The sequence below is a fragment of the Micromonospora sp. FIMYZ51 genome, assembly GCF_038246755.1.
Classification (GTDB): domain Bacteria; phylum Actinomycetota; class Actinomycetes; order Mycobacteriales; family Micromonosporaceae; genus Micromonospora.
In genome coordinates this window covers 3072007-3095101 of sequence record NZ_CP134706.1, presented here as the reverse complement: position 1 = coordinate 3095101, position 23095 = coordinate 3072007, and the positions used below count along the sequence as shown (strand labels likewise).

20 protein-coding genes and 2 riboswitches are annotated in these 23095 nt (G+C 69.2%); of the genes, 10 read left to right on the top strand and 10 right to left on the bottom strand.

The genetic code is table 11. The features are described 5' to 3' along the window. Window positions 1-14 precede the first annotated feature (14 nt). The gene (locus QQG74_RS14135; protein WP_341720737.1) at window positions 15-734 is read left to right on the top strand and encodes a VOC family protein; all 720 of its coding nucleotides are present in this window, start codon (window positions 15-17) and stop codon (window positions 732-734) included. 10 nt (window positions 735-744) lie between these two features. On the opposite strand, the gene QQG74_RS14130 is transcribed toward QQG74_RS14135, so the two are convergent. Beyond that, a complete protein-coding gene (locus QQG74_RS14130; protein WP_341720736.1) occupies window positions 745-1647 on the bottom strand; it encodes a GNAT family N-acetyltransferase in 903 nt (300 codons plus the stop codon). Window positions 1648-2338: 691 nt separating this feature from the next. Between QQG74_RS14130 and QQG74_RS14125 the strand changes: the two genes are divergently transcribed. Together QQG74_RS14125 and QQG74_RS14120 are read left to right on the top strand one after the other, a co-directional pair. Then, window positions 2339-3220, top strand: a complete 882-nt coding sequence (locus tag QQG74_RS14125; protein WP_341720735.1) for a helix-turn-helix transcriptional regulator — start codon at window positions 2339-2341, stop codon at window positions 3218-3220. Continuing rightward, the gene (locus tag QQG74_RS14120; RefSeq protein ID WP_341720734.1) at window positions 3213-3401 is read left to right on the top strand and encodes a DUF397 domain-containing protein; all 189 of its coding nucleotides are present in this window, start codon (window positions 3213-3215) and stop codon (window positions 3399-3401) included. The genes QQG74_RS14125 and QQG74_RS14120 overlap by 8 nt, the downstream gene beginning before the upstream one ends. 83 nt (window positions 3402-3484) lie before the next feature. On the opposite strand, the gene metE is transcribed toward QQG74_RS14120, so the two are convergent. The 5 genes from metE to QQG74_RS14095 form a co-directional block, all read right to left on the bottom strand. Next, window positions 3485-5722: a 5-methyltetrahydropteroyltriglutamate--homocysteine S-methyltransferase gene (gene metE, locus QQG74_RS14115; RefSeq protein WP_341720733.1), complete on the bottom strand. Its 2238-nt coding sequence runs from the start codon at window positions 5720-5722 to the stop codon at window positions 3485-3487. Between the two features lie 110 nt (window positions 5723-5832). Further along, window positions 5833-6044, bottom strand: a riboswitch (cobalamin riboswitch). Between the two features lie 29 nt (window positions 6045-6073). Continuing rightward, a complete protein-coding gene (locus QQG74_RS14110) occupies window positions 6074-6844 on the bottom strand; it encodes a MerR family transcriptional regulator (RefSeq protein WP_341720732.1) in 771 nt (256 codons plus the stop codon). A 30-nt stretch (window positions 6845-6874) separates the two neighbouring features. Beyond that, entirely contained in the window at window positions 6875-7636 is a 762-nt protein-coding gene (locus QQG74_RS14105) for an ABC transporter permease (protein WP_341720731.1), read from the bottom strand. Window positions 7637-7645: 9 nt separating this feature from the next. Further along, complete coding sequence (locus QQG74_RS14100) at window positions 7646-8476, bottom strand: ATP-binding cassette domain-containing protein (protein WP_341720730.1); 831 nt, start codon at window positions 8474-8476, stop codon at window positions 7646-7648. A 138-nt stretch (window positions 8477-8614) separates the two neighbouring features. Continuing rightward, the gene (locus QQG74_RS14095) at window positions 8615-9649 is read right to left on the bottom strand and encodes a ribonucleotide-diphosphate reductase subunit beta (protein ID WP_341720729.1); all 1035 of its coding nucleotides are present in this window, start codon (window positions 9647-9649) and stop codon (window positions 8615-8617) included. Window positions 9650-9970: 321 nt separating this feature from the next. On the opposite strand from QQG74_RS14095, the gene QQG74_RS14090 reads away from it, so the two are divergent. Next, the gene (locus QQG74_RS14090) at window positions 9971-11146 is read left to right on the top strand and encodes a transposase (protein ID WP_341720728.1); all 1176 of its coding nucleotides are present in this window, start codon (window positions 9971-9973) and stop codon (window positions 11144-11146) included. Between the two features lie 13 nt (window positions 11147-11159). Here the strand turns inward: QQG74_RS14090 and QQG74_RS14085 are convergent, their stop codons facing one another. Both QQG74_RS14085 and QQG74_RS14080 read right to left on the bottom strand, forming a co-directional pair. Continuing rightward, on the bottom strand, window positions 11160-13535 hold the full coding sequence (locus QQG74_RS14085; protein ID WP_341720727.1) for a ribonucleoside-diphosphate reductase subunit alpha: 2376 nt from the start codon (window positions 13533-13535) through the stop codon (window positions 11160-11162). Window positions 13536-13664: 129 nt separating this feature from the next. Then, a riboswitch (cobalamin riboswitch) is annotated at window positions 13665-13874 on the bottom strand. A 55-nt stretch (window positions 13875-13929) separates the two neighbouring features. Then, window positions 13930-14343, bottom strand: a complete 414-nt coding sequence (locus QQG74_RS14080) for a cold shock domain-containing protein (protein WP_341720726.1) — start codon at window positions 14341-14343, stop codon at window positions 13930-13932. 253 nt (window positions 14344-14596) lie between these two features. Here QQG74_RS14080 and QQG74_RS14075 point away from each other — a divergent pair, with 253 nt between their 5' ends. Continuing rightward, a complete protein-coding gene (locus tag QQG74_RS14075) occupies window positions 14597-15469 on the top strand; it encodes an aldo/keto reductase (protein ID WP_341720725.1) in 873 nt (290 codons plus the stop codon). A 115-nt stretch (window positions 15470-15584) separates the two neighbouring features. Beyond that, a complete protein-coding gene (locus QQG74_RS14070; protein WP_341720724.1) occupies window positions 15585-16640 on the top strand; it encodes an acyl-CoA desaturase in 1056 nt (351 codons plus the stop codon). Between the two features lie 49 nt (window positions 16641-16689). Here the strand turns inward: QQG74_RS14070 and QQG74_RS14065 are convergent, their stop codons facing one another. Beyond that, window positions 16690-17679 carry an aldo/keto reductase gene (locus QQG74_RS14065; RefSeq protein WP_341721233.1) on the bottom strand — a complete coding sequence of 330 codons (990 nt, stop codon included), beginning with the start codon at window positions 17677-17679 and terminating at the stop codon, window positions 16690-16692. Between the two features lie 2 nt (window positions 17680-17681). Further along, window positions 17682-19145, bottom strand: coding sequence for an NDP-hexose 2,3-dehydratase family protein (locus tag QQG74_RS14060; protein WP_341720723.1), 1464 nt, complete (start codon window positions 19143-19145; stop codon window positions 17682-17684). Window positions 19146-19316: 171 nt separating this feature from the next. Here QQG74_RS14060 and QQG74_RS14055 point away from each other — a divergent pair, with 171 nt between their 5' ends. From QQG74_RS14055 to QQG74_RS14040, 4 genes are read left to right on the top strand one after another with little or no spacing between them, the layout of a single operon-like run. After that, a complete protein-coding gene (locus tag QQG74_RS14055; RefSeq protein WP_341720722.1) occupies window positions 19317-20462 on the top strand; it encodes a DegT/DnrJ/EryC1/StrS family aminotransferase in 1146 nt (381 codons plus the stop codon). A gap of 18 nt (window positions 20463-20480) precedes the next feature. Next, window positions 20481-21188, top strand: coding sequence for a methyltransferase domain-containing protein (locus QQG74_RS14050; RefSeq protein WP_341720721.1), 708 nt, complete (start codon window positions 20481-20483; stop codon window positions 21186-21188). 14 nt (window positions 21189-21202) lie between these two features. Then, on the top strand, window positions 21203-22105 hold the full coding sequence (locus QQG74_RS14045; protein ID WP_341720720.1) for a proline iminopeptidase-family hydrolase: 903 nt from the start codon (window positions 21203-21205) through the stop codon (window positions 22103-22105). Next, window positions 22102-23091 carry an ACP S-malonyltransferase gene (locus QQG74_RS14040; protein ID WP_341720719.1) on the top strand — a complete coding sequence of 330 codons (990 nt, stop codon included), beginning with the start codon at window positions 22102-22104 and terminating at the stop codon, window positions 23089-23091. Before QQG74_RS14045 ends, QQG74_RS14040 begins: the two co-directional genes overlap by 4 nt. Window positions 23092-23095 lie beyond the last annotated feature (4 nt).

Genomic DNA, 23095 nt, shown 5'->3' with positions numbered 1-23095 from the left:
AGATGAACAACGGGATGACGTGTGACTTGTTCGCGGTCTGCGTCGAGGCGCAACAGCCGTCGCGGCTCGCGTACTTCTGGTCGGAGCTGCTCGGCTGGGAGGTGGCGGACGACCCACACGACGGGGTTGCGCTCCTGCCCGCCGACGACACCGGCTTCCGGCTCCGTTTCCTGGCGAACCAGCAGCCCAAGATCGGCCAGAATCCGATGCACTTCGACCTGACCAGCGCCTCCCTGGCCGACCAGCGGCAGACGGTGGCCAGGGCGGTGGCGCTCGGCGCGCGGCACGTCGACGTCGGACAGCGCCCCGACGACCCGCACGTGGTGCTCGCCGACCCCGAGGGCAACGAGTTCTGCGTCATCGAGCCCGGCAACAACTTCCTCGCCGAGTGTGGGTTCGTCGGCGCGCTGGCCTGCGACGGCTCGCAGCAGGTCGGCTACTTCTGGAGCGCGGCACTCGGCTGGCCGCTGGTCTGGGACCAGGACCAGGAGACCGCGATCCGCTCGCCGCACGGTGGCCCGAAGATCACCTGGGGCGGCCCACCGCTATTGCCGAGGAAGGGCCGCAACCGCCTGCACTTCGACCTCGCTCCCCCGGCCGACGGCGACCAGCAGGCGGAGATCGACCGCCTGCTGGCCCTCGGCGCGACCCGGATCGACACCGACCGGGGCGAGGCTGGCCGGGTGACGATGGCCGACCCGGACGGCAACGAGTTCTGCGTCCTGACTGCGTAACGCGTACCGGTCAGATCAGATCGATGCGTTCCTGAACGATCGGGTAGCCGGCTCTGGCGAACGCGGCGACCATCGGAAAGTTGTGCTGGTCGGTGGCGGCCACGATGCGCTCCGCGCCCTCCTCGGCGAGCAGGTGGGTGGCTTCGACGAGCAGGTCGTAGGCGTATCCATGGCCGCGATGCTCGGGCACGACTCCGATGTACCCGATGACCGGGTCACCGTAGTTGCGGCCGGGGACGCTGAGGCCGACCAGCTCCCCCGCCCGGGTGTAGGCCACCCGCCACCAGTCGCGTGGGCTCGGCTTCCAGCGCAGGTCGTCCAGTGCCTCCTGAGCCGCCGCGTCCAGCCCGGACGTGGCGACGGTACGGCGCGCGTGGGCGTCGAGACTGCCCCGATGGATCCGACGGAAGATGTCGAAGATCGCTGCGTCATCGGGCTCGGGCCGGAATTCGAGGCGGCCCGGACGTTGCGGCACCCCGCACTCGCGGGTCCATCGGTATCGGTAGCGCTCGACAAGCGGTGACAGTCCGGCGCTCTTGGCCGCGTCGATCCGAGACTCGGCCTGCTGCCGCACCGCCGGGTCCTCGCGCCAGCCGGTGGGCAGCAGCAGGGAGTACTCGGCGTGCAGCGGCGCCGTACGCAGCAACTGCACCGCGGCGTCCTGGTCGGTGAAGTCGAACCAGTCCAGGGCCAACGGCTTGTCGTCCTCGGGACCGGCCCACCAGGCGGCACGGGCCACCACGACGCCGTCGCGCATGGCGACCCAGGTCCACTCCGGGCGGTACTCGCCGGCTGCGGCCATGTCGGCGTACGTGTCGCCGAACGCGGCGAACCCGACCAGGCCGGGATCGGGCAGGGCTTCGAAGAGATCTTCCTCGCCCACGGTGAGCGGGCGGATGACCAGGTCGGTCACGGGTTCCTTCCGGGTAGCGATGTGCTCCCGGTCAGATCCTCGACGCCCTCATGGTCGGGTGGGAGCACATGACAGTAATCGTGGCCACGGTTCCCACCTCCTTCGTCCGGTCGAGGGCGCCAGCGAAGGCTAGCAGCATGATCGAATCGATCACAACGCTGATTCTGGCCGGCGCGTGTCCCGGTCGTGCCTCGTCACGGCGGCTATCCCGCCGACAGCACCGCGAGATGCCGCAACTCGCGCCGTCAACCAACCCTGGATGCCGCGACATCCCGCAACTCGCGTCGGTCACAGCCCTCGACGCCATCGGACAGCAGCCCGGGATTCGCAGCACTGCCAACGCCACACAACCTGGCCGGGCGCCAAATCTTGGACGTTTCCCGTTAGCGCTGAACGGAAAAATCCAAGATCTCAATGACCGCATTCCACTATGCGAGAACAAGCGTTCGCGGACGGAGGGCGGAGGTCCACTCGGGGCCGAGCGGTGCTTGCGGAGTCTCGTAACCGAATTACTCCGCCAATCCTGAGGGAAATCATCGCTAATGGAATCTGTCGGGGGTTTCTTGTATGGTCGGAAGCGTAATTGACATTGCGCGATCACTGCCCGGAGGAATTGGTCAGTGAGCAACGGTCGCGCGTTTCACCGCTCGCGTCGTGATGTAACAAAACGCAACACGGAGAGGGGTGGCGGATGGCCGATGACATGGGATCGACAGTCCCCAGGAGACAGCTTGGGCGGGCGCTGCGCGACCTGCGCACCGAGGCGCGCATGACACTCGACGCGGTGGCCGAGGCGATGCAGTTCAGCCGGCAGAGGCTGTGGCGCATCGAGAGCGGCCTCGGCCCGACCCGCGCCATCGACGTCCGGGCCATGTGTGAGCTGTACGCCGTAACGCCCGAGCTGACCGGCGCGCTCATCGCCCTGGCCAACGAGACCAAGGCCAAGGGCTGGTGGCACTCGTACGGCCTGGCCATCCCGGACTGGTTCGAAATGTACGTCGGCCTGGAATCCGCCGCCTGCAAGCTTCGCGGCTACGACGAGTCGTTGATACCGGGCATCTTTCAGGTGCCGGCCTACACCCGGGGGGTCTACCAGAATCGCCGCGACATGGACGAGGACGAGTTCGAGCAGGTGCTTGCGGTCCGGCGGCAACGCAAAGCTCTGTTGACGCGCAGGTTGCCGAAGGCACCGGTCCTCCACTCCGTCCTGTCCGAGGCGGTGCTACTTCGCACCATCGGCGGACGAGCGACGATGGCCGAACAGCTCAACAATCTCCTGGAGATCGCCGAGTTGCCCAACGTCTCCATTCGCGTGCTGCCGCTGGCAGCCGGGGCCCACTACGGAACACTCGCCGGCACCTTCATGATGCTCGACTTCCCGCTGCACACCCGTGCGGTCCCGGAGCCCTCGGTCGTGTACTGCGAGTCGTTGACGGGGGCTCTCTACCTCGACCGACCGACCGAGATTGCAGCCTACGAAAGAGTCTGGTCCAGCCTCGATGGGTTGGCCCTTGATGAGGGACAATCCAAGCAACTGATCAGCAAGATCATTGGAGAGGTCTACCATGGCTGAGCTGACCGGCGCCCGGTGGCGCAAGAGCACCCGCAGCGGCGACAACAACGGCGCGTGTGTCGAGGTCGCCGACAACCTGCCCGGCCTCGTCGCCGTACGCGACAGCAAGGACCCGACCGGTCCCGCCCTCACCTTCTCCCTCACCGCCTGGACCAACTTCATCCGAGCGACCAGGCCCTGAACCTGCTGCACGGAAGCGCGCCCGACAACCACCGGGCGCGCTCCCGTACCGAGCTGGGCAGCACGTCGCCCGCCGGGGACCGGTCAGTCGCCGCGTACCTCGGCGGCGGCGGCGACCAGGTGCCGCAGCGACGCCTCGACCTCCGGGTAGCCGCGCGTCTTCAGGCCGCAGTCCGGGTTGACCCAGAGCCGCCGGGCGGGCACGGCCGCGACGGCGCGGCGTAGCGCCTCGACCACCTCGTCACGCGGCGGCACCCGGGGCGAGTGGATGTCCCACACGCCGGGGCCGACGCCCCGGCTGTAGCCGATCGCGGCGAGGTCTTCGAGCACCTCCATTTTGGAGCGGGACGCCTCGATGCTTGTCACGTCCGCGTCGAGCGCGTCGATTGCGGTGATCACCTCGCCGAACTCGGAGTAGCAGAGGTGGGTGTGGATCTGGGTGTCGTCGGCTACGCCGCTGGTGGCCAGGCGGAACGCGCCGACCGCCCAGTCCAGGTACGCCTGCTGGTCGGCCCGGCGCAGCGGCAGCGTCTCGCGCAGCGCCGGCTCGTCGACCTGGATGACCCGGATCCCGGCGGCCTCCAGGTCGCGGCACTCGTCACGCAGGGCGAGTGCGACCTGGTCGGCGGTGGCCGCGAGCGGCTGGTCGGTGCGGACGAACGACCAGGCCAGGATGGTGACCGGGCCGGTCAGCATGCCCTTGACCGGCTTGCTGGTCAACGACTGCGCGTAGGTCGACCAGTCGACCGTCATCGGCGTCTTCCGGGCCACGTCGCCGTGGATGATCGGCGGGCGGACGCAGCGGGAGCCGTAGGACTGCACCCAGCCGTGCTCGGTGGCGGCGAAGCCGTCCAGCTGTTCCCCGAAATACTGCACCATGTCGTTGCGTTCCGGTTCGCCGTGCACCAGCACATCCAACCCCAGCTTCTCCTGGAGCCGGATGACGTGTTCGACCTCGGCACGCATCCGGGCCCGGTAGCCCGCGTCGTCGAGGCTGCCCGCCCGGTGCGCGGCGCGGGCCTGGCGCAGCTCGGCGGTCTGCGGGAACGACCCGATCGTGGTGGTCGGCAGGTCCGGCAGCTCCAGGCGTTCCTGCTGTCGGGCGGCCCGGGTGGGATAGTCGCCGCGCCGTCGGTCGCCGGGGCGCAGCGCGGCGAGGCGTCCACGTACGTCGTCGTGACGCCAGGCGGCCGGGGCCGCCGGTAGCGGCGCGGGTAGCGCGGTGGTGCCGTCGCGCAGCGCGCGACCGAGCAGCACCACCTCGTCGACCTTCTGCTTGGCGAAGGCGAGCCGCTCGGCCAGCTGCGGGTCGAGGCGGGTCTCGGCGGAGAGGTCCACCGGGACGTGCAGCAGCGAGCAGGAGGTGGCGACCGCGACGTGGTCGGCCAGCCCGGCGAGCGTCGCCCCGGCGGCCACGGCGGCCCGCAGGTCGGTACGCCAGATGTTCCGGCCGTCCACCAGCCCGGCGACGATGGTCCGGCCGCCCAGCGGGCCGGCGGCGGCGAGCCGTCGGACGTTGCCGGGCCCGGCGACGAGGTCGAGGCCGATCGCCTCGACCGGGGTGTCCAGCAGGGCGGGCAGCGCATCGCCAAGCTCACCGAAGTAGGTCGCCACGAAGATGCGCGGCCGGTGTTCGAGCCGACCGAGCCGGGTGTAGGCCCGGCGGAGCGCGTCGATCTCGGCGGGACTGCGGTCGGCGACGTAGGCCGGCTCGTCCAGCTGCACCCAGGCCACGCCCGCGTCGGCAAGCGCGGTAAGCATTTCGGCGTACGTCTCGACCAGGTCGTCGAGGCGGGCGAACGGATCGTCGCCCTTGGCCAGCAGCAGGAACGTGGCCGGGCCGACGAGCACCGGTCGGGTGGTGATGCCCAGCTCGCGCGCCTCGGCGTACTCGCCCAGCGCCTTCGCGGGATTCGGCGTGAAGACGGTGTCGGTGCCGATCTCCGGCACCAGGTAGTGGTAGTTGGTGTCGAACCATTTGGTCAGTTCCAGCGCCGGCTCGGCATCGACGCCACGGGCCATGGCGAAATACGTGTCAAGTGCGGAGAAACCCAGCCGGGCAAACCGGGTGGGGATCGCGCCCACCGCGACGGCGGTGTCGAGCACCTGGTCGTAGTAGGAGAACGTGTTCGACGGGATCGCGTCGAGGCGGGCGTCGTGCAGCGTCCGCCAGACTTCGGCGCGGAGCCGGGCGGCGGTGCGCGCCAGGGCGTCCGCGTCGACGGTGCCGGCCCAGTACGCCTCGACGGCCCTCTTCAGCTCACGGTTCGCGCCGATGCGCGGATAGCCGAGCACGGTGCTCTGCCCGAATGCGGTACTCACCAGGGTGTCCTTCCCTCGAAGTGCCCGGCGGTACGGGAGGGGAAGGCGGGTACCCGTCAGGTACCGGCTTCCGCCCTGGCCCTCCCGAGGGACCGCCGGCGGCGCACACCGGCGGTGTGCGCGGCGCTGGCAGGTCTTCGGACTCGTGGGCGTGACACCAGGTCGCCTACTGGCCGTCGCTTCCCAGACCTCGCGGTCCAGTGCTTCGTTGACGGCGGTCGTTCCCACTCACCGCTGCGGGGCAGTCCCGGTTTCGCACCGGGTTCCCTCTTACGACGCCCCACCCGCGCGGATGGGACGAACCAACACCACCGGCCATCGTACGGGCCGCGCCGGGTCCGGGCCACGGTGTCACGGTTCGCGCTTCGCCATCCGGGTCCACCCGGTCCAGCCACGCTCGGCGATCAGTTCCCGCATCCGGGCGACTGCGGGATGGGCGGCGCTGGCGAACGAGTCCATCAGGCCGATGAACGCCGGGTCGGGCATGATCTCGTCCTGCTGTTCGAGTTCGCCGTGGGCCGCCGCCGCCTCGTTCAGTTCGCAGATCAGGTCGGCCGTCTCGCGCAGCAACTCGTCGTCCGCCCCGCTCTCCGCGATCCGAGCGATCAGCTGGTACAGCCGGACGGTCGTCGGGTTGCCCAGCTGGGCCACCTTGTCCGCCATCAGTGTCGGGATCGCTTCCGGCCAGCGCGCCGCCACCAGGATCCACCCGTCCCGCTCGCCCTCGATGACCACCGCCGGTACGCCGATCGCCCGCAGGCGGTCCAGGTAGTCGACCACCTCCGCCGGCACGGCCAGGGAGTCGCCGCAGCCCAGCCGCGCGATTCGCCGCCGGTGTTCCTGGAGCGCACGGATCTGCGTACGCAACTGCCGATCGATCTCGGTGGTCGCGGCGGCGAACGTCTCGGCGTCGGCGTCGAGTAGCTCACGTACCCGGGCCAGCGGGACACCGGCCTCGGCCAGGGTCCGGATCCGGATCAGACGTACGACGGAGGCCGCGTCGTACGTCCGATAGCCGGAGGCGTCGCGCTCCGGCTCCGGGAGCAGGCCGATCTGGTGGTAGTGCCGCACCGCGCGGATGGTCACCCCGGCGTACGACGCCAGGCGTCCGATCGTCAGCATGGCTTCAGCCTGCCCTACCCGGACCCGTTCTCAGCTGACCCGGCGGCGGTAGACGGCCATGGCGACGCCGTAGGCGACGACGAGGAGCCCGGTACACCAGGCGAGCGCAAGCCAGATGTCGCCACCGACCTGCTGCTGGGCGAACAAGCCGCGAATCGCGTTGACGATGGAGGTGACCGGCTGGTGCTCGGCGAAGGCCCGCACCGGGCCGGGCATGCTCTGCGTGGGTACGAAGGCCGAGCTGATGAACGGCAGGAAAATGAGCGGATAGGAGAAGGCGCTGGCGCCTTCCACCGAGTTCGCGGTCAGGCCCGGGATGACCGCGAGCCAGGTCAGCGCGAGGGTGAACAGCATCATGATGCCGGCGACCGCGAGCCAGCCCAGCACGCCGGCCCCCGAGCGGAAGCCCATGACGAGGGCGACCAGCACCACCACCACGAGCGAGATCAGATTGGCCACCAGCGACGTCAACACGTGCGCCCAGAGCACCGACGAGCGGGCGATCGGCAGGGACTGGAACCGCTCGAAGATGCCGGCCTTCATGTCCAGAAAGAGCCGGTACGCGGTGTAGGAGATGCCGGAGGCGACGGTGATGAGCAGGATGCCGGGCAGCAGGTAGTTCACGTAGCTGCCGGACCCGGCCTGGATGGCGCCACCGAAGACGTAGACGAAGAGCAGCAGCATGGCGATCGGCGTGATCGCGGTCGTGATGATGGTGTCCGGGCTGCGGCTGATGTGGCGCAGGGACCGGCCCAGCAGGGTGACGGTTTCGCTGAAGAAGTGCTTGGTCATCTCGGATCCTCAGTTGCTCGTACCGTCGGGGCCGGCGGCGGCCACCGTGCCGGCCGTGACCTCCTCGCCAACGATGGCGAGGAAGATCTCCTCCAGGGTCGGCTGCTTCTCGACGTACTCGACCTTGGCCGGCGGCAGCAGTTGCTTGAGTTCGGTGAGGGTGCCGTCGGCGATGATGCGCCCTGAGTGCAGGATCGCGATCCGGTCGGCGAGCTGTTCGGCCTCGTCGAGGTACTGCGTGGTGAGCAGCACCGTCGTGCCCTGCCGGGCGAGTTCCCGGACCGCCTGCCACACCTCCAGCCGGGCCTGCGGATCGAGCCCGGTGGTCGGCTCGTCGAGGAAGATCACCGCCGGGTTCCCGATCAGGCTCATCGCGATGTCGAGCCGACGGCGCATGCCGCCCGAGTACGTCGACACCCGCCGGCCGGCCGCCTCGGTCAGCGCGAAGCGGGCGAGCAGTTCGTCGGCGATCTGGCCGGGATTTCCCACCTGCCGCAACCGGGCGACGAGCACCAGGTTCTCCCACCCGGTGAGGATCTCGTCGACGGCGGCGAACTGGCCGGTCAGGCTGATCGACTCGCGCACCTTCGCCGCCTGCCGGACGACATCGAAGCCGTTGACGCTGATCGTCCCCGCGTCCGGCTTGAGCAGCGTGGCGAGGATTCGCACGACCGTGGTCTTGCCCGCCCCGTTGGAGCCGAGCAGGGCGAAGATGCTGCCGCGGGCGACGGCGAAGTCGACTCCGCGCAGCACATCCAGCTTCTGGTATGACTTCGTGAGGTCCTGGACCTGGATCGCCGGCCCGCGGACCTGCTCGCTTTTTCGAAGTTCGGTGGACATGGCGTCAGCATGCGGGGTTGACGCTGCGTCAAGGTCAAGCCCGGCACGGTCGATGGACTCCGTTTCGGCGGCACGGCGGTGTCCGAGTGGATCGGTGACCGCCATACCGCCGAAACGGCGCGTCGGGCTGGGCCGGGATCAGAAGTCGTCGTCGAAGGTGACCGAGCCGGTCACGCCGACCTGGTACGCCGAGACGCGGCGCTCGAAGAAGTTCGACAGCTCCTGCACGTCCTGCAACTCCATGAAGGCGAACGGATTCTTCGAGCCGTACATCGGCTCGATGCCGAGCACGGCCAGCCGCCGGTCGGCCACGTGCTGGAGGTACTCCCGCATGTCGGCCAGTGACATGCCGGAGACGCCCTGCTCAAGCAGGTCCTCGGCGAACTGGACCTCGCACTCCACCGCCTCGGCCAGCATCTCCTTGACCTGCCGTGCCAGCTCAGCGTCGAAGAGCTCGGGCTCCTCGGCGCGTACGGTGTCGACCACGTCGAAGGCGAAGGCCATGTGCATCGACTCGTCGCGGAACACCCAGTTGGTGCCGGAGGCCAGGCCGTGCAGCACGCCCCGGGAACGCAGGAAGTAGACGTACGCGAACGCGCCGTAGAAGAACAGGCCCTCGATGCAGGCGGCGAAGCAGATCAGGTTGAGCAGGAACGCCCGCCGATCCTGCCGCGTCGTCAACTCGCGCAGCTCGAAAATGGAGTCGATCCACTTGAAGCAGAACTCGGCCTTGCGGGCGATCGAGGGAATGTGCTCCACCGCCGCGAACGCGGCGGACCGTTCCCGCTCGTCCGGCACGTAGGTGTCCAGCAGGTTCAGGTAGAACTGGACGTGCACCGCCTCCTCGAACAGCTGCCGGGACAGGTAGAGCCGGCCCTCCGGGGAGTTGATGTGCTGGTAGAGGTTGAGCACCAGGTTGTTGGCGACGATCGTGTCGCCGGTGGCGAAGAAGGCGACCAGCCGGGAGACCAGGTGCTGCTCGGCCGGTGACAGCTTGGCCAGGTCGGCGAGGTCGGAGTGCAGGTCGACCTCCTCGACGGTCCAGGTGTTCTTGATGGCGTCCTTGAACCGGTCGAAGAACTGCGGGTAGCGCATCGGCCGCAGGGTCAGGTCCATGCCGGGGTCGAGCAGCAGGTGCCGCCGGCCGGTGCTGGGTTCAGAAACGGTGGTCATCAGAATCCGCCCGCGAAGCCCTTGGCTTTAGCCAAGGGGAGGTAACGGTGGTCAGGTGTTGCGTTGGCTTTCGACATAGCGTGTGACAACCTCCAAGGTCCCGCCGCCAGCCGTGGCGACGAGATTGCTGATGGCGCATAGAGTCAGTGGGCAGCCTGGGCCGTGAGCTCGGAGACTAGATCTTTATAGCCGTGACGTGCGACATAGCGTTTCCCGCTCCACGGTGGGGTGCCTCGCGTTCGGCGGACACCTCGCGGAATTCTTTGAGTCGGGGGGTGTCGATTCCACCGGTAATGAAGCGCCGTCGCTACCATATCCATTATGGATCAGACAGTGCGTTACACCTACAGGTTGCGTCCTGGCGCGACCACCCAGGACGCACTGCTGGCCGAGTGGGCTCGGTGCCGGTGGTTGTGGAACGAAGCCGTCCACCAGCAAAGAACCGGTCGTAACCCCACCTTCGGCAAACTGTCGAAGCTGCTCACCGAAGCACGCGCCCGTTCCCCCTGGCTGCGGGAAGGATCCGTGGTCGCCCAGCAGCAGGCTGTGCGCACCTACGCGCTCGCCCTTCAGCACTCCTACAAGGTCAAAGGACGGGGTCGTCCGACCGTGAAGGCCCGCAAAAAGACACTGCCAAGCATTGAATACACCTTGCGGGGATTCGCTATCCGGGGGCACCGTCTGCGTCTCGCCGGTGGCATCACGATCCCGGTGGTCTGGTCCCGGGAACTGCCGTCCAAGCCGACCAGTGTGCGTGTCTACCAAGACTCGTTGGGGCACTGGTACGTCTCGTTCGTCGTCCGACGCGAAGCGTGCACCGCTCCGACTGCCGACAGGGCGATCGGCGTGGACTGGGGTGTCACCACGACCGCGACCACCACCGACCCGACCTACGACCTGCCTCACCTCGGCTACCGCAAACGGTGCGGCGCCGAGTTGGCCCGTGCGCAGCGCACGATGAATCGCCGACGCCGCCCGCGAGGTAGCCCTCCGTCGAAGGGCTACCTGCGGGCCCGGCGGCAGGCCGCCAGACTGCACAAGAAGGCAGCCCGGCAGAACACCCACGACGCCCGCCAATGGGCCAAGAGAATCGTGGACAACCACTCCGTGATCGCCGTAGAGGACTTTAAGCCAACGTTCCTGACCCGCACGACCATGGCGCGGAAGGTTGCGGACGCCGCGATCGGCGCTGCCAAACGGGAACTGATCGAGCGTGGCATGCGGGCGGGCCGGAAGGTGGTGTTGGTGCCGCCCGCCTACACCACAATGACCTGCTCGCAGTGCGGAACGAGAGCCAAGGAACGCCTCGGGTTGGGTGTGCGAACTTTCCGGTGCGACAGGTGCGGACACACCGCCTGCCGCGACCGGAACGCCGCGAGGGCGATCCTCGCCACGGTAGAACGCGACTGTGCTGGTGCCGACGACGTAAGACACGTGATCACCTCCCTCTGGGTAAGTGGTAACGCGCAGTCCGAGCCAGAAATCTCCCGGCAGTAGCGGTGGGGAAGCGTTAATGGCACGCCTCGCAGCTTTCGGGGTTTTCCAGGGAGCAGGCCAACGCCTCGTCGTCGGCCACCGCGACGATCGGCCGGGCGGCCGGGGTGACGGCGACGGTGGCCTGCTGGATGCGGGTCGCGGGACGCGAGCGCAGGTAGTAGGTGGTCTTCAGCCCGGACTTCCAGGCGTAGAGGTACATCGAGGAGAGCTTGCCGATGGTCGGCGCGCTCAGGAACAGGTTCAGCGACTGCGACTGGTCGATGTACGGTGCGCGGGCGGCGGCCAGGTCGATCAGCGCCCGCTGCGGTAGTTCCCACGCGGTGCGGAACAGCTCGCGTACGTCCTCGGGCAGCTCGGCGATGCCCTGCACCGATCCTTCGGCGCGCTTGATCTGCTCGCGGATCGACCCCGTCCAGAGCCCGCGCGCCTTCAGCTCACCGACCAGGTAGGTGTTGATCTGGAGGAACTCGCCGGACATCGTCTCCCGCTTGAACAGGTTGGACACCTGCGGCTCGATGCACTCGTAGCAGCCGGCGATCGAGGCGATGGTGGCGGTCGGCGCGATCGCGACCAGCAGCGAGTTCCGCAGACCGTGGGCGGCGACCCGCTCGCGCAGCGCGGCCCACCGCTGCGGCTGGCCGACCTCGGCACCCCAGAGGTCCGGATGAAGCTCACCCGTTGCCGCCCGGGTCTGCGGGTACGCCGGATGCGGGCCGAACCGTTCGGCGAGCCCGGCGGAGGTCTCCAGGGCGGTCAGGAAGATCTCCTCCTGTACCCGGGTCGACAGCTCCCGGGCCGGGGCCGAGTCGAACGGCAGGCGCAGCGTGAAGAAGGCGTCCTGGAGGCCCATCAGCCCGAGGCCGACCGGACGCCAGCGCGGGTTCGACGCCGCCGCCTGCTCGGCCGGGTAGTAGTTGATGTCGATCACCCGGTCGAGGAAGACCACAGCGGTACGGACGGTCGCGCGCAGCTTCGCCCAGTCCACGCCGTCGGCGGTGACGTGCGCGCCCAGGTTCACCGAGCCGAGGTTGCAGACCGCCGTCTCGGTGTCGCTGTTGACCTCCAGGATCTCGGTGCAGAGGTTCGACAGGTGGACGGTGTTGCCCGGTGCGCCGGTCTGGTTGGAGAGCCGGTTCGCCGCGTCCTTGAAGGTCATCCACCCGTTGCCGGTCTGGGCGAGGGTACGCATCATCCGCCCGTACAGGTCACGGGCCCGGACCGTGCGGACCGCCTGCTTCTCGGCCGCCCGGTACGCCTCGTCGAACGCCTCGCCGTACAGATCGGGCAGCTCGGGCGCGTCGGACGGGTCGATAAGCGACCACTCGCCGTCGGCCTCGACCCGCCGCATGAACTCGTCCGGGATCCAGTTGGCCAGGTTCAGGTTGTGCGTACGCCGGGACTCCTCACCGGTGTTGTCCCGCAGCTCCAGGAACTCCTCGATGTCGGGATGCCAGGGTTCGAGATAGACGCAGGCCGCGCCCTTGCGACGACCGCCCTGGTTGACCGCCGCCACCCCGGCGTCGAGCGTCTTGAGAAACGGCACGATGCCGTTCGACCGGCCGTTGGTTCCCCTGATCAACGCGCCGCGGCCACGCACCCGCGACCAGGAGATGCCGATGCCGCCGGAGAACTTCGACAGCTTGGCCACCTGGTGGTACCGCTCGTAGATCGAGTCCAGTTCGTCGCGGGGCGAGTCCACCAGGAAACACGAGGACATCTGGGTGTGCCGGGTGCCGGAGTTGAACAGCGTCGGCGAGCTGGGCAGGTACGCCAGGCTGGACATCAGCCGGTAGAACCCGATCGCCTCGCCCGGCGTCTGCGACAGCCCGCAGGCGACCCGCAGCAGCCAGTACTGCGGGGTTTCCACCACCAGGCGGGTCTGCGGATGCCGCAGCAGGTACCGGTCCGCGACGGTACGCAGACCGAAGTACTCGAATCGCAGGTCACCGTCCGGGTCGACGGCGTCGTCAAGCTTGCGCGAGTTGGCGGCCACGAACGCCGCGGTGGCGTCCCCGATCAGGCCCAGGCCGTGCGCGTACCGGATCGACTGGCTGAAGCTCGCCACCTGCTGCCCGCGGACCTCGGAGTCCACGAACGCGGCGAGCAGTCGCGCCGCCAACTTCGAGTACTGCGGCTCCTCGCCGATCAGCTCGGCCGCAGTCTGAATCGACAGCTTGTCCAGCTCCGCCGTGGTGGCTCCGTCGTACAGGCCGCTTATCGTCTTCGTCGCCACCCGCAGTGGGTCGACCTCGTCGAGATCGGCGACCCAGCGCTCCACCGCCTTGACGATCTTGTTGACATCGACCGGCTCGGTGTCGCCGTTGCGTTTACGAACCCGCATCGCGTGCCGGCGGTGCTCTGGCCCCGCCTGCTCCTGGGTCACCGTCATGTTTCCCTTCCTCGCGCCTGTCGCCGAGGTCGACGGGCGCGCGGGAGGGACGCCGCCGGTCAGTCACGGCATGCCACGGCTGACCGGCTGAGGCGTCGGCCGTCCCGCGCGGCCTTCGACCGCCGCACGCGACGCGTGCGGCGTGCTGGCAGGTCTTCGGACTCGTGGGCATGACGAAAGTCGCCTACTGGCCGTCGCTTCCCAGACCATGCGGTCCAGTGCTTCGTTGACGGCGGTCGTTCCCACTCACCGCTGCGGGGCAGTCCCGGACTCGCACCGGGTTCCCTCTTGCCTCGACCACCACGGCTTGATGGTCGAACCAGCTACGGGTGACACCATATATGGGCGGGATGCGCGAAGGGCAACACCAGATGGTGTGTCGGGCGAGTCGCCGTCAGGCGTCCAGCCACTTGCGGTCGAGCGCATAGCGGGCCAGACCGGACCGGATCTTCAGCACCTCGCCAGTGGTCAGGTTCGACGACGACGACAGGAGCAGGTCGGTCACGAAGCGTTCGTACTCCGAGCGGCCGACGACATCGCAGGTGTCCGCGTCGGCCGAGTCGGAACCGGAGATCGGGCGGGAGGTTATCTCCACGCCATTTGCCGGGCGGGCCAGCACGGCCCGGACGCCGTCGTTACCCTCGACGGCCTCGTACTCAAGGAGCATGCCGGGTCGCAACTCGTGCGGGTGCACGTCCCGGAGCACCGACGCGTGCAGGAAGACGTCCTCGTCACCGCCCTCAGCCGCGATAAATCCATAGCCTTTGTCCACGTTGAACCGAATGACTTTGCCCTGCCGTACCGCCACGCCATCCACTTCCTCTCACCACAACAATCCGCTAACACCGGGCGCGACCGGCGCCCGTCATGTTGCATCGTATGCCGTCTCGGCTGCCCGCCGGGTCCCCGGCGGCGGTTGCCGGCCAAGTTTTTTGGCCGGGCGGGTGGTGACGCCCCTCACCCGCCGCGCGCTCGCGGTACCTCGTTGGCCGGCATCGACCGGACCACGGGGATAGATTGGGCACCGACGGAGAATCGAGACAGTGGGGTTTTCGACAGACATGACGAATGCAGGCGGCACCCAGCCCGCGAAGGACTCCGGCACGTACCGCATCGGCGGGGAGCTGACCGTCGACCGACTCGGCTACGGGGCGATGCAGATCACCGGGCCGGGCGTCTGGGGTGACCCGAAGGACCCGGCCGAGGCGGTCCGGGTGCTGCGCCGGGCGTACGAACTCGGGGTGACCTTCATCGACACCGCCGACTCGTACGGTCCGTTCGTCTCCGAGTTGCTGATCCGGGAGGCGCTGCACCCGTACGCCGACGACCTGGTCATCGCGACGAAGGCCGGGCTGACCCGCAGCGGTCCGGGCGAATGGCGGCCGGTGGGCCGCCCGGAGTACCTGCGCCAGCAGTGCGAGCTGAGCCTGCGTCACCTCGGCCTGGAGAGCATCGACCTCTACCAGTTGCACCGGATCGACCGGAAGGTGCCGCTGGCCGACCAGATCGGCGAGCTGGTCCGGCTGAAGCAGGAGGGCAAGATCCGGCACATCGGCCTCTCCGAGGTCACCGTCGAGCAGATCGAGGCGGCGCGGGAGATCGCACCGATCGCCTCGGTGCAGAACCTCTACAACGTGGCCAACCGCGCCGCCGAGGACGTCCTGACCTACTGCGAGGGCAACGACATCGCGTTCATCCCCTGGTACCCGATCGCCACCGGCGAGTTGGCCCGGCCGGGCGGCCCGCTGGACAAGATCTCGACCGAGCACGGCGCGACGCCCGCCCAACTCGCGCTCGCCTGGCTGCTCCGCCGTTCGCCGGTCATGCTGCCCATTCCCGGCACGTCGACGGTGGCCCACCTGGAGGAGAACGTGGCCGCCGCCCAGGTGCGGCTCACCGACGCGGAGTACGAGGCGCTGGCCGCCGCAGCCTGACGGGGAGCGACCCGGGTCCGGCTCGCCGACCGCCGACGCACGGTGGTGTTAGCACCCCGTCGGCAGAGGGGATAGCGCTCCTGACCGCGTCGGCCGCAGACGGTCTGCTGTAGGCATGACGACTACACTGACGCGGTCGCAGACGACGACTGGCAGCGATTTCGCCGTCCTGTCCCGCCGGATCACACACGCGGGACTGATGCGCCGCCGGCCCGCCTACTACATCGTCCGGTTGAGCGTCGTCACGCTCATGCTCGTCGGCGGCTGGGCGGTCTTCTTCGCGGTCGGTTCCTCGTGGTGGCAGCTGATCACGGCGGTGTTCCTCGCCGTCGCCTTCGCCCAGGTCGCACTCGTGGCCCACGATCTGGCGCACCGCCAGGTGTTCCGCACCCGCCGGCCGAGTGCGGTGGCCGGGCTGCTGGCCGGCAACCTCGGTGTCGGGATGAGCTACGGCTGGTGGATGGACAAGCACACCCGGCACCACAACAACCCCAACCACGACGATCTCGACCCGGACGTCGCCCCTGAGGTGCTCGTCTGGGCCGCCGAATCGGCCGTCGGTCGTCGTGGGCTGAAGGGCTTCATCACCAGGCGTCAGGCCGCCCTCTTCTTCCCGCTGCTCACCCTGCTCGCGGTCAGCCTGAAGGTGTCAAGCGTCAAGGCGCTGCGCACCGGCACGGTGCAGCGGCGTGGGGTGGAGAGCGTACTGCTGGTCCTGCACGCGGTCGGCTACCTCGCCGCGCTCTTCCTGGTGCTCTCGCCGCTACAGGCCGTCGCCTTCCTGGTGCTGCACCAGGCGCTGTTCGGTGTCTACCTCGGCCTGACCTTCGCACCCAACCACAAGGGCATGCCGCATCCGACCGGTGCCGAGGATTTCCTCCGCAAGCAGGTGTTGACCTCCCGCAACGTCCGGGGAAGCCGGCTGGTCGATGCGGCGCTCGGCGGTTTGAACTACCAGATCGAGCACCACCTGTTCCCCGGCATGCCGACGCCGAACCTGCGTCGGGCCCAGCCGATCGTGCAGGCGTACTGCGCCGAGATCGGCGTCCCGTACGAACAGACCGGCCTCGTCGCCTCCTACCGGGCAGCGCTGCGGCACCTGCACGAGGTGGGCGCATCCGCCCGGGCCGAGCATGCCGCGGCCCGGCGGGCTGGCCGGGCCGCAGGGTAGGCGCCGGGTCGATTCCCGGCCGGCACCTTCGTCACCCGCCGGTCGGGAGTCAACCGCCGAGCCACGCCTCCGGGGCCGGTTCGCCGTTGCCGATCGGAGGGAAGAGTTCGTCCAGGCGCTTGAGCAGGTCGTCGGGGAGAGTGAGGTTGAGCGCCCGGATCGCGGAGTCCACGTGCGCCTGGGTACGCGGCCCGATCACCGCGGCGGTCAGCCCGGGGCGGCTCAGCACCCAGGCGGTGCCCACTTCAGCAGGGTCGAGGCCCGCCTCGGCGCAGAGCCGTTCGTACTCAACGATCTCCGTGTGCCGGGTGCGCAGGGCCACCATGGCCCGGCCCTGTGCCGACTTCACCGCGGTGCCGTCGGCCTGCTTGCGCAGTGCCCCGCCGAGCAGTCCACCGTGCAGTGGTGACCAGGCCAGCACGCCGATGCCGTAGTGCTGGGCCGCCGGCACCAGCTCCAGTTCGACGTGCCGGCTCACCAGATTCCAGACGCACTGCTCCGAGACGATGCCGAGATACTGCCGCCGGATGGCGGCCTCCTGGCCCGCGGCCAGGTGCCAGCCCGCGAAGTTGGACGAGCCGACATAGCGGATCTTGCCCTGGCGGGTCAGCGTCTCCATCGCCTGCCACACCTCGTCCCAGGGGGCGTCCCGGTCGACGTGGTGCATCTGGAACAGGTCGATCCAGTCCGTACCCATTCGGCGCAGCGACGCCTCACAGGAGGCGATGATGTTCCGGGCGGAGAGCCCTCGGTCGTTTGGCAGTTCGGACATCGGGTGGTACACCTTGGTGCCGAGCACCACCCGCTCCCGCCGCCCGCCGCCGCGCGCGAACCAGCGGCCGAGCAGTTCCTCGGTGTAGCCGTTGTGCCGCTGCCAGCCGTAGTGGTTCGCGGTGTCGACGAAGTTGACGCCCCGCTCCAACGCGTCGTCGAGCAGCTCGAACGCCTCCTCCTCGGTGGTGCGTACGCCGAGGTTCAGGGTGCCCAGGCAGAGGCGGCTCACCTGCAACGCGGTCCGGCCGAGCCGGGTGTACGGGATGCTCACCGGTCTGCTCCCGTCAGGGTGAACAGGCTCTGTAGACAGGCCACCAGGGTGCGCGCCTGCACGTTTACGTAGTGACTGTGGCGCAGCAGCTCGACGAGCTGGTGCATCGTCAGCCACCGGAAGTCGGGGTCGTCGGACGCCGGACCGGCCCAGTCGTCGTCGACCTCCAGCACCACGTACCGGTTGCGGGCGTGCAGGAACCGGCCGCCCTCCTCGGACAGCTCGGCGTCGTAGAGGATCCGCTCCGGTGCCGCGGCGAGCACGTCGTCGAGGTAGCGCGGCCGGTAGCCGTCGGGCGACCCGTCGTAGTTCTCCGGCGTGCACTGCACGGTCGGGCCCAGTTCCACGGTCTGCACGAAGCCCGGCTCGACCCGGGCCCGGGCCAGCACGTGCAGCACCCCGTCGAAGGAGCGGACGAAGAAGGCCGCGACGCCCACGCCGTGCGGCTCGATCAGCGGCTGGGTCCAGGCGGCGACCTCCCGGTGGTGGGCGCGGACATCGACCGCGACCACGCTGAGGAACCGGCCGTCGCGGTGCACGATCCCGTTCGGTCGACGCTCCCAGTCCGGGACCTGGTTGAGCGGAATCCGGGTCACCCGCAGCTCGTGCCGGCTGCGGGCCTCGGTGATCCAGCTCAGCACCTCGGCAGTGGAGTGCCGGCTGCCCTGCTCGGGGCTGCACGAACGGGCCAGCCGGGCGGCCGGTGAGTCCGGGGCCGGCACCAGGTCGCCGGCCAGGCCGGTGGTGGCGAACGGCAGGCAGGACAGCACGGTACGGGCGTCCATGTTGATCACATGGTCCTCGGCGAGCAGCGTGTGCACCTGGCCGAGCGTCATCCAGTGGAAGCCGTCGAGTACCTCGATGTCCTCGCGTACCTCGACCACCATGTTGCGGTTGCGCTTCTGGTAGAACCACGAACCCTGCTCGGACTGCAACACGTCGGCGACCACCTGTCGCCCGGCCGCCGCCTGGAAGTGCTCCAGGTAGGGCACCGCGTTGCCGCGGTGCACCCGGGTGTAGTTGCTGCGGGTCGCCTGCACCGTCGGGGACAGCTGTACGCCGTTGCAGTTGCCGGGCTCGTTCTTGGCCTGCATGAGACAGTGCAGGACACCGCCGAAGTCCTTGATCAGAATGCCGAGCAGGCCGATCTCCCGCTGGTGGATGATCGGCTGGCTCCAGGTGGGCACCGGACCGTCGGAGTGGTGCACCTCCACCCCTTCGACGGTGAAGAACCGGCCACTGTCGTGGACGATGTTCCCGGTGGCCGGATCGCTGCGCCAACCCACCAGCTCGGCCAGTGGGATGCGGCGGACCTCGGCCACGTCCGTTCGGCAGCGATCGGCGTACCAGGCGCGCACCGCGGTCAAGTCGGCGATCGGCTGATGGTCGATCGTGCTCGAGGCGGCCAGGCGCTTCGCGATCGCTTCCTCCGGGAATGAGGTGAGCGGAAGGGCTGTCACGGCGACTCCTCTGTGGGGTACGGCCGGGCCAGTACACCGGACGACCCGCCACCTCGGCGCTGCCGTCGCGGCATTAGGGGCCGGGTAGGGGATTGCGCCGACCCGATCCGTCGCTTTGGGCCACCCGCCAGGGGTTGAGGCTAGGGGTGCGCCCGTACCTACGATGCGCCAATGTCACAGCCGATGTTCTCCGAGCCCCTACATGTCGGGCGGCCGAACCTCGGTGACCGCGAGCGGTTCCACGAACTCGTCGACTCCGCGTGGGACCGGCGCTGGCTCACCGCCGGCCCGCTCGGCGAGGAGTTTGAGGAACGGCTCGCCGCAGTCACCGGCACCCGTTACTGCGTAGCCGTCTGCAACGCCACGGTGGGCATGCAGATCGCCGTCCGGGCGCTCGGCGTCGGGCCCGGCGACGAGGTGATCGTACCGTCGTTCACCTGGGTGGCCACCGCACACGCGCTGAGTTGGATCGGCGTGGTGCCGGTCTTCTGCGACATCGACCCGGACACCGCAAACGCCGACCCCGCCCACGTCGCCCAGCTGATCACGCCGCGTACCCGGGCCATCCTGCCGGTGCACGTCTTCGGTCGACCGTGCGACGTCGACGGCCTGGCTGCGGTCGCGGACCGGCACGGCATCCCGGTGGTCTACGACGCCGCGCACGGCCTCGGCTCCACCATCGGCGGCCGGCCGTTGGGCGGTTTCGGCGCCGCAGAGGTGCTCAGCTTCCACGCCACGAAGTTCGTCAACAGCTTCGAGGGTGGGGCCATCGTCACCAACGACGAGGCGCTGGCGCGGACCGCCCGGGCCATGCGCAACTTCGGTATCGGCGAGGACCGTGAGGTCGGCTCGGTCGGTACGAACGGCAAACTCAACGAGGGCGCCGCGGCGATGGGCCTCGCCTCGCTTGAGGTGATGGAGTCGATCATCGACGCGAACCGGACGAACTACGAGCAGTACGACAAGGAACTCGACGGGGTGTCGGCGGTCCGCCTGCGCCCCGGCACCACCGGCGACGAACGGTCCAACCTCCAGTACGTCGTCGTCGAGATCGACGAGCGGGTGTCCGGAGTGGACCGCGACGATGTGCACGACGCCCTGCTGCGCGAGAACGTGCTATCCCGCAGGTACTTCCACCCGTGCTGCCATGAGACCGAGCCCTACCGCCGCGCGCCGGAGGTGCACGCACCGCTGCCGCTGCCCCACTCGGAGGCCCTGTCCCGACGAGTGCTCGCGCTACCGACCGGTACCGCCATCGGCGCCGCGGAAATCTCCGGCATCTGTCAGATCATCCGGCGCACGGTCCAGGCCCGCTGACCGAAAGGTGACCCAACCTTGTACGACCAACAACTGGCCGAGGTCTACGACCGGGTCTACTGCGCCCTGTCCGACTACGCCGAGAACGCCGAACTGATCCGCGATCTGGCGAACCGGCACGGGGACCGGCCGACCACCCTGCTCGACGTGGGCTGCGGCACCGGCGAGCACCTGCGGCACCTGAGGAAGAGCTTCACCTGCACGGGTATCGACCTGTCGGCACCGATGCTTGAGGTGGCCCGCACCAAGCTGGACGATGTCCCGCTGCACGAGGCCGACATGCGGACCTTCGACCTGGGCCGCCGCTTCGACGTGGTGTGCTCGATGTACAGCTCGATCGCCTATCTGGGCGGCCTGGACGACCTGCGCGCGGCGGCGGCCCGGCTGGTCGCGCATCTGGCACCCGGCGGGGTGCTCATGGTGGAGCCGTGGATCCTGCGGGAACGCTGGGACGGCGGGCGGCTCGCCTCGGCGCGCTTCGAACACTCGGGCATGGTCATCTCCCGGATGGGTCGGTGGCACACCCGCGAGGGCCGGTCGCTTGTCGACATGCACTACCTGGTGTCCGAGCCGCACGGCGTCCGGCACTTCGTCGACCACCAGGACCTGGCCCTGTTCTCGCAGGCCGAGTACGAGGAGGCGTTCGCCGCTGCCGGTTGCCCGGTGCGGATGCTGGAGGCTGGTCGGGCCGACCGGGGCCTCTTCCTCGGCACCATGGCCCGGTAGCGGAGGTTCTCGACATGCCCCTGCCGCCCGACGCCCGCGGCACCGTGCCCTTCCGGCAGTTCCGCACCTGGTACCGCGTCACCGGTGACCTACGCAGCGGTCGTACCCCGCTGGTGGTGCTGCACGGTGGTCCCGGCGCCACCCACGACTCGCTGATCCACCTGGCCGAACTGGCCCGCACCGACGGTCGGCCCGTGGTGCACTACGACCAGTTGGGCAACGGCGGCTCCACCCACCTGCCCGAGCGCGGCGCCGACTTCTGGACCGTCGAGCTGTTCCTCGACGAACTCCAGAATCTGCTGCTGCGCCTCGGCATCTCCGGCGACTACCTGCTCTACGGCCAGTCCTGGGGCGGCATGCTGGCGGCCCGGCACGCCGCCGACCGCCCGGCCGGGCTGCGCGGGCTGGTGATCGCCAACTCCCCCGCGTCGTACCCGCTGTGGCGCGCCGAGATGGAGGTGTTGCGGGCGCAGCTGCCTCCGGGCGTGGACGAGGTGCTGCGCCGGCACGAGACCGCCGGCACCACCAGCACCGCCGAGTACTTCACCGCGATGAAGGTGTTCTACGACAAGCACGTCTGCCGGGTCACGCCCTGGCCGCCGGAGTTCATGGCGACGTTCCTGGAGCTGGCGAACAACCCGACCGTCTATCACACGATGAACGGACCGAGCGAGTTCCATGTGATCGGCACCCTGCGGGACTGGTCGCTGCTGGACCGGCTGCCGGACATCGCCGTGCCGACGCTTGTGCTCACCGGCCGGCACGACGAGGCGACCCCCGCCACGGTCCAGCCGTTCGTCGAGCTGATCCCGAACGTGCGCTGGACGGTGCTGGAGAACTCCAGCCACGTACCACACATCGAGGAGCCGGCGGCCTTCGACGCCGTGCTCTCCGCATTCCTGAAGGAGCTCGGGTGAGCCCGCACGAGCAGGGGCCGGTGACCGCAACGGCCGGTGCGACCGGTGTCGACCCGGGCGGCACCGCCCTGGTCTTCCCCGGCATGGGTCCCGTGCCGTTCACCGACGTCGCCAAGTTCATGGTGGTGCACCCGGTGGCCCGGCGCCTGGTCGCGGCGGCGGACGAGGTGCTGGGGTATCCGCTGGTGCAGCGGTACCGGGAGTCCAGCTCCGACTACTCCGAGGCCGCCCAGGTGGCGTTCCTGGTGAACTGTCTGGCGTTGGCCGAGTGGTCGGTCGAGACGCTCGGCATCGACCCGGCCGTCGTGGTGGGACCCAGCTTCGGCCAGCGGGCAGCCGCCGTACACAGCGGCGCGCTCTCCTTTGCCGACGGCGTACGCCTCACCGCGCGGCTGGCCCGGTTGCTGGACGACTACTTCGCCACCGAGCACCGGGAGGTCGTCACCCGCTCGTTCGTCCGGGTGCCGGGCGAGCAACTCGACAGCATCCTGGTCGGCCTGACCGCCGACGGGATCTGGCACGAGGTCTCCTGCTACCTGGACGACGACTTCTTCATGGTCTCGCTGCCGCAGTCGCAGGTGGACCGGCTGGACCGGGAGGTACGCGGCGCGGGCGGTCTGCCGCTGTACACGATGCGCCCGCCGATGCACTGCGCGGCGTTCGCCGGGCTCCGGGAGCGGGCCGGCCGGGAGGTGCTGTCCACCCTGCGGTTCGCCGACCCACGGATGCCGCTGATCGAGGATCACGACGGCGCGCCGGTGGCCACCGCCGAGCAGGTACGCGGGATGCTGCTGGACCACATCGTCCGGCCACTGCACTGGCCCCGGGTGGTGGCCGCGCTGCGGGCCCGTGGCGTGACCCGGGTCTGCGTCGCCGGCCAGGACAGCCTGTTCGGCCGGGTCGGGACCACCACGCGGGCACTGGAGGTGGTGGCGGTCACGCCCCGGCTGGCCATGGCACCGCGCCGACGCACGGTGCCGGCCTAGCCGC